At 65.5% G+C, this 16,228-nt stretch carries 13 protein-coding genes and 1 tRNA gene; 8 read left to right on the plus strand and 6 right to left on the minus strand.

What is annotated here, in order from left to right; all coding sequences use genetic code 11:
* Window positions 1–9: 9 nt before the first annotated feature.
* On the minus strand, window positions 10–651 hold the full coding sequence (locus RH857_RS05870) for a DoxX family membrane protein (RefSeq protein ID WP_310537041.1): 642 nt from the start codon (window positions 649–651) through the stop codon (window positions 10–12).
* Window positions 652–853: 202 nt separating this feature from the next.
* Here RH857_RS05870 and RH857_RS05875 point away from each other — a divergent pair, with 202 nt between their 5' ends.
* Both RH857_RS05875 and rsrA read left to right on the plus strand, forming a co-directional pair.
* Window positions 854–1,492, plus strand: coding sequence for a sigma-70 family RNA polymerase sigma factor (locus RH857_RS05875; RefSeq protein WP_310537042.1), 639 nt, complete (start codon window positions 854–856; stop codon window positions 1,490–1,492).
* The gene (gene rsrA, locus RH857_RS05880) at window positions 1,489–1,767 is read left to right on the plus strand and encodes a mycothiol system anti-sigma-R factor (RefSeq protein ID WP_310537043.1); all 279 of its coding nucleotides are present in this window, start codon (window positions 1,489–1,491) and stop codon (window positions 1,765–1,767) included. The genes RH857_RS05875 and rsrA overlap by 4 nt, the downstream gene beginning before the upstream one ends.
* Window positions 1,768–1,837: 70 nt before the next feature.
* Here rsrA and RH857_RS13660 read toward each other — a convergent pair whose 3' ends face one another.
* Genes RH857_RS13660 through RH857_RS05890 form a run of 3 tightly spaced genes read right to left on the minus strand, consistent with a single transcriptional unit; the run spans window position 1,838 to window position 6,452 of the window.
* On the minus strand, window positions 1,838–1,912 hold the full coding sequence (locus RH857_RS13660) for a 50S ribosomal protein bL37 (protein ID WP_014300525.1): 75 nt from the start codon (window positions 1,910–1,912) through the stop codon (window positions 1,838–1,840).
* A 49-nt stretch (window positions 1,913–1,961) separates the two neighbouring features.
* Window positions 1,962–2,582, minus strand: a complete 621-nt coding sequence (locus RH857_RS05885) for a GDSL-type esterase/lipase family protein (RefSeq protein WP_310537044.1) — start codon at window positions 2,580–2,582, stop codon at window positions 1,962–1,964.
* Between the two features lie 6 nt (window positions 2,583–2,588).
* The gene (locus RH857_RS05890) at window positions 2,589–6,452 is read right to left on the minus strand and encodes a multifunctional oxoglutarate decarboxylase/oxoglutarate dehydrogenase thiamine pyrophosphate-binding subunit/dihydrolipoyllysine-residue succinyltransferase subunit (RefSeq protein WP_310537045.1); all 3,864 of its coding nucleotides are present in this window, start codon (window positions 6,450–6,452) and stop codon (window positions 2,589–2,591) included.
* Window positions 6,453–6,562: 110 nt separating this feature from the next.
* On the opposite strand from RH857_RS05890, the gene guaB1 reads away from it, so the two are divergent.
* The 4 genes from guaB1 (at window position 6,563) to RH857_RS05910 (ending at window position 10,874) form a co-directional block, all read left to right on the plus strand.
* A complete protein-coding gene (gene guaB1 / locus RH857_RS05895; protein ID WP_310537046.1) occupies window positions 6,563–8,077 on the plus strand; it encodes a GMP reductase in 1,515 nt (504 codons plus the stop codon).
* 61 nt (window positions 8,078–8,138) lie between these two features.
* Entirely contained in the window at window positions 8,139–9,140 is a 1,002-nt protein-coding gene (locus RH857_RS05900) for a metal ABC transporter solute-binding protein, Zn/Mn family (protein ID WP_310537047.1), read from the plus strand.
* Window positions 9,133–9,969: a metal ABC transporter ATP-binding protein gene (locus RH857_RS05905; protein WP_310537048.1), complete on the plus strand. Its 837-nt coding sequence runs from the start codon at window positions 9,133–9,135 to the stop codon at window positions 9,967–9,969. The genes RH857_RS05900 and RH857_RS05905 overlap by 8 nt, the downstream gene beginning before the upstream one ends.
* Window positions 9,966–10,874 (plus strand): metal ABC transporter permease, encoded by a 909-nt coding sequence (locus tag RH857_RS05910; RefSeq protein WP_310537049.1) that lies wholly within the window; start codon window positions 9,966–9,968, stop codon window positions 10,872–10,874. Before RH857_RS05905 ends, RH857_RS05910 begins: the two co-directional genes overlap by 4 nt.
* Before the next feature lie 27 nt (window positions 10,875–10,901).
* Here the strand turns inward: RH857_RS05910 and RH857_RS05915 are convergent, their stop codons facing one another.
* On the minus strand, window positions 10,902–11,324 hold the full coding sequence (locus tag RH857_RS05915; RefSeq protein WP_310537050.1) for a Fur family transcriptional regulator: 423 nt from the start codon (window positions 11,322–11,324) through the stop codon (window positions 10,902–10,904).
* A gap of 57 nt (window positions 11,325–11,381) precedes the next feature.
* On the opposite strand from RH857_RS05915, the gene RH857_RS05920 reads away from it, so the two are divergent.
* Entirely contained in the window at window positions 11,382–11,816 is a 435-nt protein-coding gene (locus RH857_RS05920) for an HIT family protein (RefSeq protein ID WP_310537051.1), read from the plus strand.
* Between the two features lie 200 nt (window positions 11,817–12,016).
* Here RH857_RS05920 and RH857_RS05925 read toward each other — a convergent pair.
* Window positions 12,017–12,100, minus strand: a tRNA-Leu gene (locus RH857_RS05925).
* 113 nt (window positions 12,101–12,213) lie between these two features.
* On the opposite strand from RH857_RS05925, the gene hrpA reads away from it, so the two are divergent.
* Window positions 12,214–16,131 (plus strand): ATP-dependent RNA helicase HrpA, encoded by a 3,918-nt coding sequence (hrpA, locus tag RH857_RS05930; protein ID WP_310537052.1) that lies wholly within the window; start codon window positions 12,214–12,216, stop codon window positions 16,129–16,131.
* Window positions 16,132–16,228: the final 97 nt, after the last annotated feature.

Here is a 16,228-nt window from a genome sequence, read left to right on the forward strand (position 1 = left end):
CTGCGGTGTTCAGGCGACCTTGTCCTTTGCCTTCTGGGCTTCCTTGCTGGCCTGAGCCACAGCCTTCTTGGCCTGCTTTTCGGCCTGCTTGAAGCTCTTCTTGGCGTCCCTTTCGAAGCCGCGGAGGGTCTTGGTGGCGTCGTCGCCCAGGTCCTCCGCCCACTTCAGGGTCTTATCGCCGAACTTGGCACCCTTCTTCTTGGACTGCTTAGCCAGGTGGTCAGCACGCCAGGCCAGAGAGGGCTTGCCGGCGAGGTCCACCATGGCGATGCCGAGGCCGCCCAGGATGGAGACGTTCTTCAGCAGCGTCTTGCGCTGAGCAGCCACGTCCTCGGGAGTCTCCAGCTCAGCGGAACGGTACTCCGCGTAGCTGTTGAGCTTGTGCACTCCACACAGCAGCAGGGCTGCAGCACGCGGGAACTTCCCCAGGGCCAGGGCGGCGCCTGCGGCGACCTCTACGCCCCCGAGCACCTGAGTGGCGAGCTTGGAGTTGGAGGTCAGGACTTCGGCCTGCGGCACGTAGGAGACAATCTCCTGCAGCGTCGGCTCGAGGTTCTCCGTGGCCTCCTCAGAGTTGCGCAGCCGGTCGATGCCTCCGGCGATGAAGCTTGCGCCGAGCAGCGGCCGGGCGACTTTGCGGATCAGTGACATGAAACCCTCCTTGAAGGCCGGCTGAACGTGAAGCCGTGCGTTGGTGTAGCTGCTTCCACGGACCAATCTACCCAAAGACCTCAGGAATGTGACAGGCGCCGTCGTCGTTGTCTTCCATATGACAGCCACCGCCACGCTGACGAGACCGGAGATGACCGCCGTCCCGACGACGGCACCTCACCTGGGCGTAGACTCATACCTGATGACTGAGCGCTCAGGTAAGACAGCCGCCGCGGTGGCCGATGAGATCGACCTCGACACCGAGACCGAGCCCGCCCGCCGCGCCCGGTTCGAACGCGAGGCCCTGCAGTACGTGGACCAGCTGTACTCCGCGGCCATGCGTATGACCCGGAACCCGCAGGACGCCGAAGATCTGGTGCAGGAGGCCTATACCAAGGCGTACTCCGCTTTCCACCAGTACAAGCCCGGAACCAATCTCAAGGCCTGGCTGTATCGGATCCTGACCAACACCTACATCAACATCTATCGCAAGAAGCAGCGCCAGCCCCAGCAGGCCAACACCGACACGGTGGAGGACTGGCAGATGGCGCAGGCCGCGGAGCACACCAGTTCCGGGCTGCGTTCGGCCGAGTCCGAGGCGCTGGACCACCTTCCCGACTCCGATGTGAAGAACGCCCTGCAGCAGATCCCGGAGGAGTTCCGCCTGGCGGTGTACTTCTCTGACGTGGAGGGCTTTGCGTACAAGGAGATCGCGGAGATCCTCAACATTCCCATCGGCACGGTGATGTCCCGTCTGCACCGGGGGCGCAAGCTGTTGCGCCAGCTGCTGGCGGACTATGCCCGTGAAAGGGGCTTCAACCGTGGGGAGGCTAAGAAATGAGCACGGAGAACTGCAAAGACTGCGACACCGAGGCTGAGGCCGCAGCCCGCCTGGAAAGAATCTATGAGTACCTCGACGGGGCGCTGTCCCGCCGGGACATCGCTGAAGTGCAGCAGCACCTGAGCGACTGTCCCGAATGCGCCTCGGACTACGACCTGGAGTGCCTGATCCGCAGTGCGGTGAAGCGCTCCTGTGCCGAGCGCGCCCCGGAGACCCTGAAAGTCACCATCATTGAGCGCATCAGTCAGATCCGTGTGGAGGCCGGCCACGAATAGGCCGCCATGCCCTCCACTATGAGAAGAACCCCCGGCAGAGAATCTGCCGGGGGTTCTTCTCATATGAAGCTCAGGAGTTTGGCCGCTTGCCGTGATTGGCCTTGTTCTTGCGGCGGTCCTTACGCTTGCGTCCGCGCTTGCTCATGGCAGACCTCCTCACGTAGTTGACAACCTGCCCAAGTGTACTAGAAGACTCAGCCGCCCGTGCTCGGGGCCGGCACATCCAGCCACTCGTACCAGCCACGGTGCAGCACCAGCCAACTAATCAGCCCGTAGCCGGCCTGTCCGGGTCGCCCCTCGTTCGCCGCCAGATCCCCTCGCCACTGCTCGTGATTGACCAGAGGAGTGAAGGCGTCGACGTAGGGGTGTGACCGGCGCGTGGCCACATCCTGATAGGCCCGGTTCAGCTCGGCGATCTGCCGGTTCCGCTCTGCGTCCAGGGTGGGGATAGGGCCCAGCACAAAGCACCGGATCCGTTCCTGGGAGGCTCGGTCGAGGATGTTGGCCAGATTCAGCCGGGCCCGGGCCGAAGACGTCGAGCGCACCACGTCGGTGTCGTTGAGCGCAACGACCAGGCGGTTCTCTGTCTCCGGGCTGAACCGTGCCGACGCTTCGGTCTGCCAGCGCTGGGAGAGCGCCTCCACACCCTCGCCGGGGGCAGCGAGCACATAGGGCTGCAGCTCGATGCCCTCCAGCGGGGTCTTGGACAGCACTCGCCCCAGCCATCCCAGCGCGCGAGCATCGCCCACACCGGTGAGCAGCTCGTCGCCGACTGCGGCGAGACGAATACGTCGGATGTCCTCGTGATCCTCCATAGGCGCTTACAGATCCAGGTGCGGGAAGGCCTCTGCGAGCAGAGTCTCCAGCTCCTTGGCGTGACGCTTGGCCTGACCAACCGACGTGGCCGCCGACGGTGGACGGGCCACCAGCTGCAGGTTCTGCTCCAGCTGCGGGACCAGGTTCAGCCCCAGGAACGGCCACGGACCCTGGTTGGCGGGTTCGTCCTGAGCGTAGATGAACTCCGCGTCGGGGTACTTGGCCAGTTCCGCCTTCAGCGTCTCCACCGGGAGCGGGTAGAGCTGCTCCAGGCGGATGATGGCGGTCGTGTCGTCGTCGTTCTTGGACCGGGTCGCCAGCAGGTCGTAGTACAGGCGGCCGGAGACGATCAGCACACGCTTGACCTTCTTCGGGTCTGCAGCCGCATCCGGGATGACCTCCTGGAAGGTGCCCTGGGTGAAGTCCTCGACCTTGTTGGCAGCAGCCTTCAGGCGCAGCAGCTGCTTCGGGGAGAAGACGATCAGAGGCTTCCGGGGGCGAGCCACCGCCTGGCGGCGCAGCAGGTGGAAGTAGTTGGCGCCGTTGGAAGGCATGACCACGGTCATGTTCTCCTCAGCACACAGCTGCAGGAACCGCTCCGGACGTCCGGAGGAGTGGTCCGGGCCCTGGCCCTCGTAGCCGTGCGGCAGCAGCATGACCACCGAGGAGCGCTGACCCCACTTCTGCTCGGCCGAGGAGATGAACTCGTCAATGATGATCTGTGCACCGTTGACGAAGTCACCGAACTGGGCCTCCCACAGCACCAGTGCATTGGGGTTCTCCACGGAGTAGCCGTACTCGAAGCCCAGTGCGGCGTACTCGGAGAGCAGCGAGTCGTAGATGAAGAACCGGGCCTGATCCTCAGTCAGGTTCTTCAGGGGGTACCACTCGTCGCCGTTGACGCGGTCGTGGAAGACCGCGTGGCGCTGCACGAAGGTGCCGCGGCGGGAGTCCTGGCCGGACATGCGCACCTCGGTGCCCTCCATCAGCAGGGAGCCGAAGGCTGCGATCTCGGCGAAGCCCCAGTCGATGCCACCTTCGCGGGCCATCTTGGCGCGCTTCTCCAGCAGGGACTTCAGCTTCGGGTGAGGCGTGAAGCCCTCGGGGATGTTGGTGTGCACCTCGCCGATGTGGGCCAGTGCGTCCTCGGAAATGGCGGTGTCGTCCGCGGAGCGTGCCGGGGTCTCGTCCTCGTCGGCCGAAGCGGTGGGGGCAAGCTCCGAAGAGCCGGCACCGCCCGAAGCCTCCACGGTGGAGACCGGCTGGGTCTGGGCCGCGTGAGTCTCGGTGAAGACCCGCTCCAGACGCTGGCGGTAGTCCTGCAGCGCCTGATCCGCCTCTTCCTGGGTGATGTCGCCGCGTCCGACCAGCGCCTCGGTGTAGAGACGGCGCGTGGTGCGCTTGGCCTCCACCAGGTTGTACATCTTCGGCTGGGTCATCGACGGGTCGTCGCCCTCGTTGTGACCGCGGCGGCGGTAGCAGACCAGGTCGATGACGACGTCCTTGTTGAACCGCTGGCGGTACTGGAAGGCCAGGCGGCCCACACGGGCCACTGACTCCGGATCATCGGCGTTGACGTGGAAGACCGGGGCCTGGATGGCCTTGGCCATATCGGTCGAGTAGGTCATCGACCGTGCCGAGGAGGGAGCAGTGGTGAAGCCGACCTGGTTGTTGACGACCACGTGCACGGTGCCGCCGGTGCGGTAGCCGCGCAGCTGGGACATGTTCAGGGTCTCCGCCACCACGCCCTGGCCGGCGAAGGCTGCGTCACCGTGGATCAGCAGCGGCATCACCGAGAAGGAGTTCAGGCTGTCGTTGCCGGCGTCGATGCGGTCCTGCATCGCGCGGACCACGCCCTCCAGCACGGGGTTGACCGCCTCCAGGTGGGAGGGGTTCGCCGCGAGGTAGACGTTGGTGGAGTTGCCCTTGTCGGAGGTGAAGGCGCCCCGGGTGCCCAGGTGGTACTTCACGTCGCCGGAGCCCGTGCCGGCCTCGCGGCCCTCGAACTCGCGGAAGACCTGAGCGTAGGTCTTGCCGGCGATGTTGGTGAGCACGTTGAGGCGTCCGCGGTGGGCCATGCCGATTGCGACCTCGGCCAGACCCTCATCGGCGGCTTCGGAGAGGATGGTGTCCAGCAGCGGGATCAGGGACTCGCCGCCCTCCAGAGAGAAGCGCTTCTGACCCACGAACTTGGTCTGCAGGAAGGTCTCGAAGGCCTCTGCAGCGTTCAGGCGGCCCAGGATGCGGAACTGCTCGTCACGGGTGGGCTTGGAGTAGGGGTGCTCGATCTCGTTCTGGAACCACTCCCGCTCCTCGGGGGACTGCAGGTGCATGTACTCGATGCCGGTGTTGCGGCAGTAGGTATCTCGCAGCACGCCCAGGATGTTGCGCAGCGGCAGAGACTGCTTGCCGCCGAAGCCTCCGGTGGGCCATTCGCGGTCCAGGTCCCACAGGGTCAGCCCGTGGGTGGCGATGTCCAGGTCCGGGTGGGACCGCATGCGGTACTCCAGCGGGTCCACCGAGGCCATCAGGTGACCACGCACGCGGTAGGCGTGGATCAGCTGCTGGATACGGGCGACCTTGTTGATCTGCTCCTCAGGATTGACCTGAATGTCCGCAGACCAGTGAATGGGCTGGTAAGGGATCCGCAGAGCCTCGAAGATCTCTTCGTAGAAACCGTCCTTGCCGAGCAGCAGCTCGTGGATGGTCTTGAGGAACTCGCCGGAGCCTGCGCCCTGGATCACCCGGTGGTCGTAAGTGGAGGTCAGGGTGATGACCTTGGAGACCGCCAGGTTGTTCAGCGTCTTCTCGGAGGCACCCTGGAACTCGGCGGGGTACTCCAGCGCTCCGACACCCACGATGACGGCCTGGCCCTTGGACAGGCGCGGCACGGAGTGGACGGTGCCGATGCCGCCGGGGTTGGTCAGCGAGACGGTGGTGCCGGCGTAGTCGGCAGGAGTGAGCTTGTTGTCGCGGGCGCGCTTGACGACGTCGTCGTAAGCGCCCCACCACTCGGTGAAGTTCATCTCCTCGGCGCCCTTGATGTTCGGCACGACCAGTGCGCGGGTGCCGTCGGGACGCGGCATGTCAATGGCCAGACCGAAGTTCACGTGCGCCGGGGTGATCATGACCGGCTTGCCGTCCTTGACGTCATAGGTGACGTTCATGGAGGGGTGGGCGCGCAGCGCCTTGATCATCGCGTAGCCGATGAGGTGGGTGAAGGAGACCTTGCCGCCGCGGGTGCGCTTGAGGTGGTTGTTGATCACCGTACGGTTGTCGATGAGCAGCTTGGCGGGCACGGCGCGCACGGTGGTTGCGGTGGGAACCTCCAGGGAGGCGTCCATGTTCGCGGCGATCGCCTTGGAGATGCCGCGCAGGGGAGTGACCTCGTCCTCCTTCTGGCTGGTCTTGTCCTCGGGGGCGTCCGGCTTGGACGGCTCGGAGGGGATTGCCGTGCCGGCGTCAGCGGACTTGCGAGTCACCGGCTTCTTCGGCGCCACGGGCTTCTCGCCGCGGGGCTTCTGCGCGGCCTCGGGTTCAGCAGGCTTGGCGGTGGCCGGCGTGGTCTCGGCCTGAGGATCCTTCTGGTTGCCGGCGGACGGTGCGGACTCCTGCTGGGCGGGCTTCGATGCCTGAGCAGTGCCGTTGCTCTTCTGCGCGCTCTTCTGTGCACCCTTGGAGCTCTCGGCAGAGGCGCCGTTGCTGCCTGCCGCGCCATTGGGGGAGTCCGACTCGAGCTTCCGGAAGATGTCCGCCCACTTCCGGTCTACGGAGTCCGGATCTTCCTTGTACTTGTCATATATGTCGGCGACCAACCATTCGTTCCCGGGAAATTCCTCCGCAAGACGGCTGGACGTGAGTTCTGGCACTGTGAATACGCCTCTTCCATATGTGAGTCGGTGTGGCTTCTTTGTCACCTTCGGTCCAGCATAGTGACAATGGGTGCCCGGGTTCCAGCGTGACCGGTATCGTGTCAAGTGTGCGTTTCCTCAATGAGCCCGGTCACGAGCTGACCTATTCGGACGTTTTCCTTGTCCCCTCGCGCTCCGATGCGTCCTCACGCATGGAGGTTGACCTCTCCTGTGAGGACGGCACCGGTTCCACCACCCCGCTGGTCTCGGCGAATATGACGGCGGTGACCGGCCGCCGGATGGTTGAGACCATGGCCCGGCGGGGCGGACTGGGGGTGCTGCCCCAGGATGTCCCGGTGGAGATCATCCGCGAGGTGACTGCGTGGGTGAAGTCCCGGCATGCCGTGCTGGAGACCCCCCTGAAGGTCACGCCGTCGGACACTGTTCTGGATGTGCTGCATCTGCTGGACAAGCGCAGCCACGAACACGTCTGCGTCATCGATGAGGAGCGCCGGCTCGCGGGAGTCGTGGCGGCGGAAGACGCCGAGGGCGTGGATCGCTTCGCCTCGGTCGGTTCGGTCATGCGTATGCCGCAGCTGCAGTTCACAACCGAGGAGCTGGGGATCGACGACGACGGCGCCTACTTGAAATCCTCCGCCTCGCCGGATGAGGCCGGGCTGGACTCCGCGCTCGAGGAAGCCTATGAGTCCATGGATGCCGCCGCCGCGACCTACGCGCCCGTCACGGGAGCTGACGGACGCCTGGTCGGTGTGCTCACGGCCAAGGGGGCGCTGCGCTCAACCCTCTACCGCCCCAACGTCGATGCCGCGGGTCGGCTCAAGGTCGCCGCGGCAGTCGGAGTCAACGGCGACGTAGCCGCTAAGGCGGCGGCAGTGTTGGAGTCCGGGGTCGACGTCGTCGTGGTGGACACCGCCCACGGACACCAGGCCAAGATGCTGCAGGCCCTGTCCGCGGTGCGCGCCGCGGTGGAGTCCACCGGGCTCGTAGTCCCCGTTGTGGCCGGAAACGTGGTGACCGCTGCCGGAACACGCGAACTCATCGAAGCCGGAGCCGACATCGTCAAGGTGGGGGTGGGCCCGGGAGCTATGTGCACCACCCGCATGATGACTGCCGTGGGCCGTCCGCAGTTCTCCGCGGTGGCCGAGTGCGCCGCAGCCGCCCGCGAGCTGGGCGGCCACGTCTGGGCCGACGGCGGAGTCCGCTACCCGCGCGATGTGGCCCTGGCGCTGGCCGCGGGGGCTTCGCAGGTGATGATCGGCTCTTGGTTCGCCGGGACCTTTGAGTCCCCCGGTGACATGCTGACCACCGGTGACGGCCGGCGCTACAAGGAGAGCTACGGCATGGCCTCCTCCCGCGCGGTGCTGCACCGCACAGCTTCGGAGGGCGCATTCGTGCGAGCCCGCAAGGGGCTCTTCGAAGAGGGGATCTCGACCTCGAAGATGTACCTGGATCCCGACAAGCCCTCGGTGGAGGATCTGGTGGACAGCATCATCGCAGGAGTGCGCTCCTCCTTTACCTACGCCGGAGCGCGCACCCTGGCGGAGTTCCGCCAGCGTGCCGTAGTGGGCGTCCAGTCCGCCGCAGGGTACGAAGAGGGCAAGCCGCTGACCCAAGCCTGGTGAACTGGAGGGCGGCCGCCCACTGAGTTTGAGAACAGTTTGCAACAAAGCTAAGCTTGCCGGCATGCCATATGCCCTGACCTCCTCTGCATTCCCCACTCCGGCGGAGCAGACAGCCACTGCGGCGTCAAAGCTTCGGCGCCGCATGACCGCGGCGGGTGCCGCCGCAGCCCTGCTGGCGCTCACTGCCTGCGGGGGAGGAGCTCCGGAGGGCGAGGAGGGCACCGGGGCAGCTGGCGATGGTCAGGAGACCGATCTGACCGTGGTGACCTCCATTGACGTCTACGCGGACCTGGTGGACAGCATCGCCGAGGGCACCGTCGAGACGCATCCGATCGTGGACTCCACCGCGGTGGATCCGCATTCCTATGAGGCCAATGCGCGAGACCAGCTCGCGGTGCGCGATGCCGACGTCATCATCGCTAACGGCGGAGGCTACGACTCCTTCATCACTCTGCTGGCCTCCTCAGCAGACAAGGACGACGACGTCTACCAGCTGATTCCCGGGGAGAACTGGCACTCCCACGAGTTCGACGGCACCTACGAGAACGAGCACATCTGGTACGACCTGCAGCGTATGCAGGAGTTCGTCCTGGACTTCGCTGCGCATCTGGGTGAGCTCGCCCCGGAGAACGCCGAGTTCTACGAGGCCAATGCCGCCGAGCTTGCCGAGGAGATCGGTGCCCTGGCCGAGCGCAACCGAGCGCTTGAGACCGAGGGAATGAGCTACTTCGCCACGGAGGCGGTCTCCGGATTCCTGCTCGATGACGCCGGGTTCGAGAACCGTACACCGCTGGAGTTCCTCGCCGCCGTTGAGCACGGTGACGACGTCTCTCCGCGTCTCTACAATGAGGCCTTGGGGCTGACCGAGGAGATCGACCTCCTCAGCTACAACCCCCAGACTGAGACGCAGCAGTCGCAGCGGATTCGTCACGAGGCGGAGGACAATGACGTGGTGGTCGTCGAATTCACCGAGACCCTTCCGGACGATGCCGAGGGCTTCGTCGACTGGATGAGCGCTAATATCGACCTGCTCGAGGAGTCTCTGGCGGAGATCGATGCCTGAGCCTGTCATTCGTCTGCGCTCAGCGGAGGTCTCCTTCGGGCCGCGCACCCTCTGGAAAGACCTGGACCTGGACATTTCCGAGGGCGAGTTCATCGCCGTGCTGGGCCCCAACGGCGCCGGAAAATCCACCTTTCTGAAGGTTCTGCTGGGCCTGCAGCGGCTCACCGCCGGCCGCGCGGAGATTCTGGGCCGCCCGGTCAGCCGGGGATCCTCGCGCGTGGGCTACATCCCCCAGCAGCATGCGCTGCCACCGGAGACGCCGCTGCGTGCTCGGGACCTGGTGGCCCTGGGCATCGAGGGTCACCGGTTCGGCATTCCCTTCCGCTCTGCCCGCACCCGTGCGGTGGTCCAGGATCTGCTCGAACGCGTGGGCGCCTCCCGCTACGCCGACCAGCCCGTCGGCGTCCTCTCCGGGGGAGAGCAGCAGCGGCTGCGAGCCGCCCAAGCATTGGCTGGTTCGCCCGCTGCGCTGCTGTGCGATGAGCCCCTGCATTCTCTAGACCTTCATCATCAGCGGGCCATCGCCGATCTGATCAAGGATCAGGCCAGCGAGCACGGATCTGCGGTGGTCTTCGTTACCCACGAGATCAACCCGGTGATCGAGCACGTGGACCGGGTGCTGTACTTTGCCCGCGGACAGTACCGCATCGGCAGCGTGGAGGACGTGATGCGCACCGAGGTCCTTAGTGAGCTCTACGACTCTCCGGTCGAGGTGATTCGTCACAAGGGCCGGCTGCTGGTGATGGGAGACCACATCGAGGCGGGGCATGAGCACGATGCCTCCACAGGACACGGGCTCCCGTACGGCGTCGGGGAGATGGCACGATGACGACAACCGCAGTGCTGGGTCTGATCAGCCGGTTCCGCGACGCCTACACGCTGGAAGGGTACTGGGAGATCTTCCAGCTCGTCCAGAACTCCGTGCTGACCGCAGCCGTGCTGGGCCTGATGGGCGGCATCATCGGGGTGTTCATCTCGCTGCGACGGGCGGGCCTGGTGGTCCACGGCATCGCTGAGATCAGCTTCGCCGGTGCTGCACTGTTCCTGCTGCTGGGCTTCAACGTGGTGGCGGGATCCGCCGTCGGAGCAGTCGCGGCGGCAGCGCTGATCGGCGTCCTGAGCATCAAAGACCGCGAAGTCAGCGCCGTGACCGCTGTCCTGATGCCCTTCGGAATGGGGCTGGGCATTCTGTTCCTGTCCCTGTACCAGGGCCGCAGCGCCAACCAGTTCGGGCTGCTGACCGGTCAGATCGTGGGCGTGGACGATGTCCAGACCCGCACGCTGGTGAGCGTCGCGGTCCTGATCTCCGTGGTGCTGGTGCTGATCTGGCGGCCGCTGCTGTTCTCCTCCGTCGATCCGGATCTGGCCGCTGCGCGAGGGGTGCGGGTCTCTACGCTGTCCATCGTCTTCATGGTGCTGCTGGGCCTGGCTGTAGCCATGAGCGTGCAGGTGGTGGGGGCGCTGCTGGTGCTCTCTCTCCTGGTGGTGCCCGCGGCCGCGGCGCTGAAGGTCAGCCACCGTCCGCTGACGGTGGTGCTGCTGTCCATGGCGTTCGGCGTCTTCAGTGCGGTGGCAGGCATCATGATCGCGATTATGGGGACAATCCCCATCAGCCCCTACATCACCACCATCAGCTTCCTGATCTACCTGGTGTGTCTGTTCATCGGCCGCGGCAGGCATATGAAGCGGCAGAAAGAGGTCGCGGCGCTCATGCGAGAGGCGGAAACGGCCTAAAGCAGGGCTGGTGCCCGCCCGACAGTGCTAGGACGAGGCGGCTGCGCAGTTGTTGCAGGTGCCGAAGATCTCCAGCGTGTGCCGAACCTCGCTGAAGTTGTGCTTGGCGGCGAGCTCCTCCGCCCAGGACTCCACATCCGGGGCCTCAAACTCCACCGTCAGCCCGCAGGAGCGGCATACGAGGTGGTGATGGTGCTCATCGCGCTCGCACAGCCGGAAGATCGCTTCGCCGTCGTCGGGTCGCAGGACATCCAGCAGACCCTCCTCCTGGTGGGACTGAAGGACCCGGTAAACGGTGGCCAAAGAGACCTTCTCGCCGCGGTCGCTGAGCAGGCGATGAAGGTCCTGCGCGGAGACGAAATCGTCCAGGGAGTTCAGGGCAGCCCAGACTGCGCGCTTCTGCCGGGTGGACCGGCCGCGCACCGGGGGAGTCGAAGAGGTCTCGTTCATGCTCGAACAAGCCTAACAGCCTTCTGATCACTGGCCTCGATGTCCTACAGTGGCACCATGAGCACCGTATTCACCAAGGTCATCAGTGGCGAGTTTCCGGGCAGGTTCATCTGGGAGGACGAGAAGTGCGTGGGGTTCCTCTCCATCGCCCCGATCGCCTACGGGCATACGCTGGTGGTGCCGCGGCAGGAGATCGATCAGTGGGTCGAGGCCGACCCTGAGCTCCTCGCTCATCTGAGCCGCGTAGCCCAGCGGATCGGCAAGGCCCAGGTGGAGGCTTTCGGGTCCCAGCGCGCAGGCCTGGCTGTGGCCGGCTACGAGGTGCCACATCTGCACCTTCACGTGTGGCCCTCAAACTCCATGGAAGACTTCGACTTCTCCCGGGCCATGGACAACCCCGACGAGGTGCGGATGGATGAGGCAGCGGAGAAGCTGCGTGTGGCGCTGCGGCTGATGGGGGAGTCTGAGCACGTTCCCGCTGAAGAGGACTAGCTCACCCCGGCACGCTCACGATCAGCTGCGGGCGGCTCGCTCTGAGCCGCTCGTTCGGTGATGGATTTTTGCGCTTTCCCGGCAGTCTCAGAGACCAATATGAAGTCAAACTCCATCACCGAACGGTCAAACCTGTCCTGGAAACTAAGAGGCCCGGTCTGAACAGGAGAAATCCTGTTCAGACCGGGCCTCTTACCCTGTGCGCGAGGGGGGACTTGAACCCCCACGCCCGTGAAGGCACTGGCACCTGAAGCCAGCGCGTCTACCTATTCCGCCACTCGCGCATCTTCTGTTGTGTGCCGTTTCCGGTGGTGTTTCTGTCGAAAACAGCGAGAACAACTGTAACCCGGACTTCGGGGATTCGCCAAATCGGCTCTCTCGATAGACTCGTGGCGATATGCCTACCCAGACGCGCACCGTGCGGGAGTACACCCCCGAGACCCTAAACTACCCCGAGCATCTGCCTGTGACGGGGGAGCGGGAGACTATCCTGCAGGCCCTGCGCGAGCACCAGGTGGTCGTCGTCGCGGGTGAGACGGGATCCGGCAAGACCACACAGCTGCCCAAAATGCTGCTGGAGATGGGGCTGGCCGAGCAGGGCCTGATCGGCCACACACAACCCCGACGGCTGGCGGCCCGCACCGTGGCGGAACGCCTGGCCGAGGAACTGGACACCCAGATCGGCGAGACTGTGGGCTACCAGGTCAGGTTCACCGCGGAGGTGGGCAAGGACACCGCGGTGAAGCTCATGACCGATGGCATCCTGCTGGCCGAGATCCAGCGCGATCCGCTGCTGAAGAAGTACTCGGCCATCGTGATCGATGAAGCCCACGAACGCAGCCTGAACATCGATGTCATCCTCGGCTACCTCAAGCGCATCCTGCCCAAGCGGCCCGATCTGAAGGTTGTGGTCACCTCCGCGACGATCGATCCGGAGCGCTTTGCCGAGCACTTCGGCGCCGACACCGAGACGCCGGCGCCCATCATCGAAGTCTCCGGGCGCACCTACCCCGTAGAGATCCGCTACCGCCCGGTCCAGGACCTCGAGACCGACCCCGAAGGTGAGGATCCCGAGGAGCGGGACCTCCTGGACGCCGTATCCGACGCCGTGCTGGAACTGGCGGAAGAGCCAGACGGCGACATTCTGATCTTCTTCCCCGGGGAGCGGGAGATTCGGGACGCCGCTGAGGCGCTCACTGAGACCGTCAAACGCCACCGCAGACTCGCGCACTCGGAGGTGCTGCCGCTCTTCGGCCGGCTCTCCCTGCAGGAGCAGAAACGAGTCTTCACCCCCGGGGGACGGCGACGGATCGTCCTGGCGACCAACGTCGCCGAAACCTCGCTGACCGTCCCGGGCATCAAGTATGTGATCGACACCGGCACCGCCCGCATCTCCCGGTACTCGACACGCACCAAGGTCCAGCGCCTGCCGATTGAACCCATCAGCCAGGCCAGCGCCAATCAGCGCGCCGGACGCTGCGGGCGCACCTCCGACGGCATCTGCATCCGCCTCTACAGCGAAGAAGACTTCTCCTCCCGGCCGGAGTTCACCGACCCGGAGATCCTGCGTACCTCCTTGGCCAGCGTGCTGCTGCAGATGTCGTCCATGGGCATCACGAAGTCTCCCGAGGACCTGCTGGAATTTCCGTTCGTCGAGAAGCCCGAGGCGAAGGCCGTCACTGATGCGGTGCGGCTGCTCACCGAGCTCGGCGCCCTGGAGGCCCGGGGACGCACCGCCCGCGTCACCACCATCGGCAGGTCCCTGGCGCAGCTGCCGGTGGATCCCCGTCTGGGGCGGATGATGGTGGAGGCGGCCCGGCGCGAATGCCTCACAGAGGTCACCGTGCTCGTCGCGGGGATGTCGATCCAGGACGTGCGTGAGCGTCCCACCGACGTCCGTGATGAGGCAGACGCGCTGCACCGCCGTTTCGCCGACGACCGTTCGGATTTCTCCGCGATGCTGAATCTGTGGGGTTATATCCAGGAGCAGCAGCGCGAGCTGTCCTCCAGTCAGTTCCGTAAGCTCTGCAGGCGCGAGCATCTGAATTGGCTGCGTATCCGTGAATGGCAGGACCTGGTGACCCAGCTCGGCGAGCTCGCCCAGCAGGCCAAGTTGGCCCAGGGCCGCATCAAGCCCCATCACGCCACGGAGCCCGTGGCCAAGCACGACGCCGTCCATCAGTCGCTGCTGGCCGGGCTGCTCAGCCACATCGGCCTCTACACACCCCGTACGCGCGATTATCAGGGCGCCCGCGGCGCCCGCTTCGCGATCTTCCCCGGCTCAGGGCTGTTCAAGAAGAACCACGACCTCGTCATGGCAGCGGAGCTCGTGGAGACCTCGCGGCTGTGGGCCCGCACCGCGGCTGCGATCGACCCGGCATGGGCCGAAGAGCTGGGCGGACACCTCCTCAAACGCACCTACTCGGAGCCGACGTGGAGCTCCAAGAAGGGCGCGGTCGTTGCCACCGAACGTCTGACCCTCTTCGGGGTGCCGATCGTGGCCGATCGGCAGATTCTTTTCGGTCGAGTGGATCCTGCTCATGCGCGCGAGGAGTTCATCCGCCGTGCCCTCATCGAGGGAGACTGGAACACCCGCCACCACTTCGACAAGCGCAATCGCCAGCGCTTTGCGGAGGTCGAGGAGCTTCAGGAACGCACCCGCCGCCAGGACCTGCTGGCCTCCGACTCGCAATTGATGGCCTTCTTCGACGAGCGCCTGCCGGCAAGCATCACCTCCCAGCGCGCATTCGACGCTTGGTGGAAGAAGCAGCGTCATGACACCCCGGAGCTGCTGGACCTGCCCGAGTCCACCCTTATGGCGCCCGCCGCCGAGCAGGTGGATCTGGACGCCTTCCCCGAGGCGTTCGACCACGACGGCTTGGCTCTGGACCTCACTTACGCCTACGAGGCCGGCGTGACGGTCCGGGTGCCGGTGCTGTTCCTCAATCAGCTCCAGCCCCACCGGTTCGAATGGTTCATCCCGGGGCGACGCACCGAGATGCTCACAGCACTCATTCGCTCCATGCCCAAGCAGCTGCGCAAGAACTTTGTGCCGGCCCCGGATGTGGCGGCCCAGGCGCGCGAGCAGCTGGAAGCAGACTACGACGCCGGCGTCTCACCGTTCCGGCCTGCCCTGGCCCAGGTGCTGCGACGCCTCAAAGGTGTGATCGTGGAGCCGGAGGTGTTCGACTTCGGGGCCCTGCCGGATCACCTGCGGTTCAGTTTTGCCGTGGTGTCCGAGCGCGGTCGCATCCTCGACACCAGCTTCGACCTCGTCGAGCTGCAGGTCCGGTTCTCCCGGGAGAACCGAGAGGCCATCGGGCGTTCGGTCACCGGTGCCGGGTCCGAAACGCCCCGTCCGGGCACTGTCCCGGCGAAGGGGAGCTCCTCCGACTCGCCCGCGGCGCCGGCCGGGAAGAACGAGCACCACCGCGGAGGCGCGGAAGTGGACACAGCCGTGCGAAATCAGACTCGCTGGAGCTTCGGGGACATCCCCGCCACTATCAGTCGCCAGGTCGCCGGGCGAGAAGTCATTGGCTATCCCGCGCTCACCGCGGATGATTCGGGGGTGCGGCTGACGGTGGCCCAGTCGGAGGCGGAGCAGCGACGAACCCACCGTGCCGGCGTCGTCGCGCTGCTGCGAGCCGTGCTGCCCTCACCGCAGCGGTACGTGGTGGATCACCTCAGCAATCGAGAGCGGCTGGCCTTCGGGCAGTTCGGCGAGGTGGAGGCCATTGTGGCCGAGGCGACGACGGCATCCCTGGACCACCTGGTGCCTGAGCAACTGCCGTTCACCGCCGCAGCCTTCGAGACTGCTGCCCGGCATGCGCGCGCCGAGCTGATCGAAACCGTGCTGAAGCTCACGGATACTCTGGCCCAAATCCTCACGCTCAACACGGAAGTCCGAGCCCGCCTGCAGTCCAGCCGCTCAGCTGCGCTGAAACCCGCGGTGTCGGACATGCAGGCCCAGATCGACCACCTGGTCTACACGGGGTTCATCACGAGCACCGGCTATGCCCAGCTGCAGCACATGCCGCGGTACCTCAAGGCCATGCTGGTGCGTCTTGACCGTCTCGAGGCAGGGCAGTCACTGCCGAAGGACACCACCGATATGCAGCAGGTCCAGGAGTTGGAGGATGAGTTCGACGCCGCCGTCGACGCCGTGCCCGAGCAGCTTCCCGTGCCCGGCGAGCTGACTGCGGTGAAGTGGATGATCGAGGAGCTGCGGGTCAATCTCTTCGCTCAAGCACTGGGCACCGCTCAGACGGTGAGCGCCAAGCGGATCCGGAGAGCGATCAAACAGGCCGGCCGCTGATCCCTCAGTGAGTCTGCGGCCGGCCTGCCGGAGGGGACTAGTTGTAGTTCCTCGACACGTTGTGAACAGTCCGTGACGTGAGCGGAGACCTCCGATA

It is taken from the genome of Nesterenkonia flava, assembly GCF_031432335.1.
GTDB classification, from domain to species: domain Bacteria; phylum Actinomycetota; class Actinomycetes; order Actinomycetales; family Micrococcaceae; genus Nesterenkonia; species Nesterenkonia flava.

Coding starts and splice junctions, on each gene's coding strand:
- RH857_RS05870 (WP_310537041.1), bottom strand. CDS start 651: ATGTCACTGATCCGCAAAGTCGCCCGGCCGCTGCTCGGCGCAAGCTTC.
- RH857_RS05875 (WP_310537042.1), top strand. CDS start 854: ATGACTGAGCGCTCAGGTAAGACAGCCGCCGCGGTGGCCGATGAGATC.
- rsrA (WP_310537043.1), top strand. CDS start 1,489: ATGAGCACGGAGAACTGCAAAGACTGCGACACCGAGGCTGAGGCCGCA.
- RH857_RS05885 (WP_310537044.1), bottom strand. CDS start 2,582: ATGGAGGATCACGAGGACATCCGACGTATTCGTCTCGCCGCAGTCGGC.
- RH857_RS05900 (WP_310537047.1), top strand. CDS start 8,139: ATGCCATATGCCCTGACCTCCTCTGCATTCCCCACTCCGGCGGAGCAG.
- RH857_RS05905 (WP_310537048.1), top strand. CDS start 9,133: ATGCCTGAGCCTGTCATTCGTCTGCGCTCAGCGGAGGTCTCCTTCGGG.
- RH857_RS05910 (WP_310537049.1), top strand. CDS start 9,966: ATGACGACAACCGCAGTGCTGGGTCTGATCAGCCGGTTCCGCGACGCC.
- RH857_RS05915 (WP_310537050.1), bottom strand. CDS start 11,324: ATGAACGAGACCTCTTCGACTCCCCCGGTGCGCGGCCGGTCCACCCGG.
- RH857_RS05920 (WP_310537051.1), top strand. CDS start 11,382: ATGAGCACCGTATTCACCAAGGTCATCAGTGGCGAGTTTCCGGGCAGG.
- hrpA (WP_310537052.1), top strand. CDS start 12,214: ATGCCTACCCAGACGCGCACCGTGCGGGAGTACACCCCCGAGACCCTA.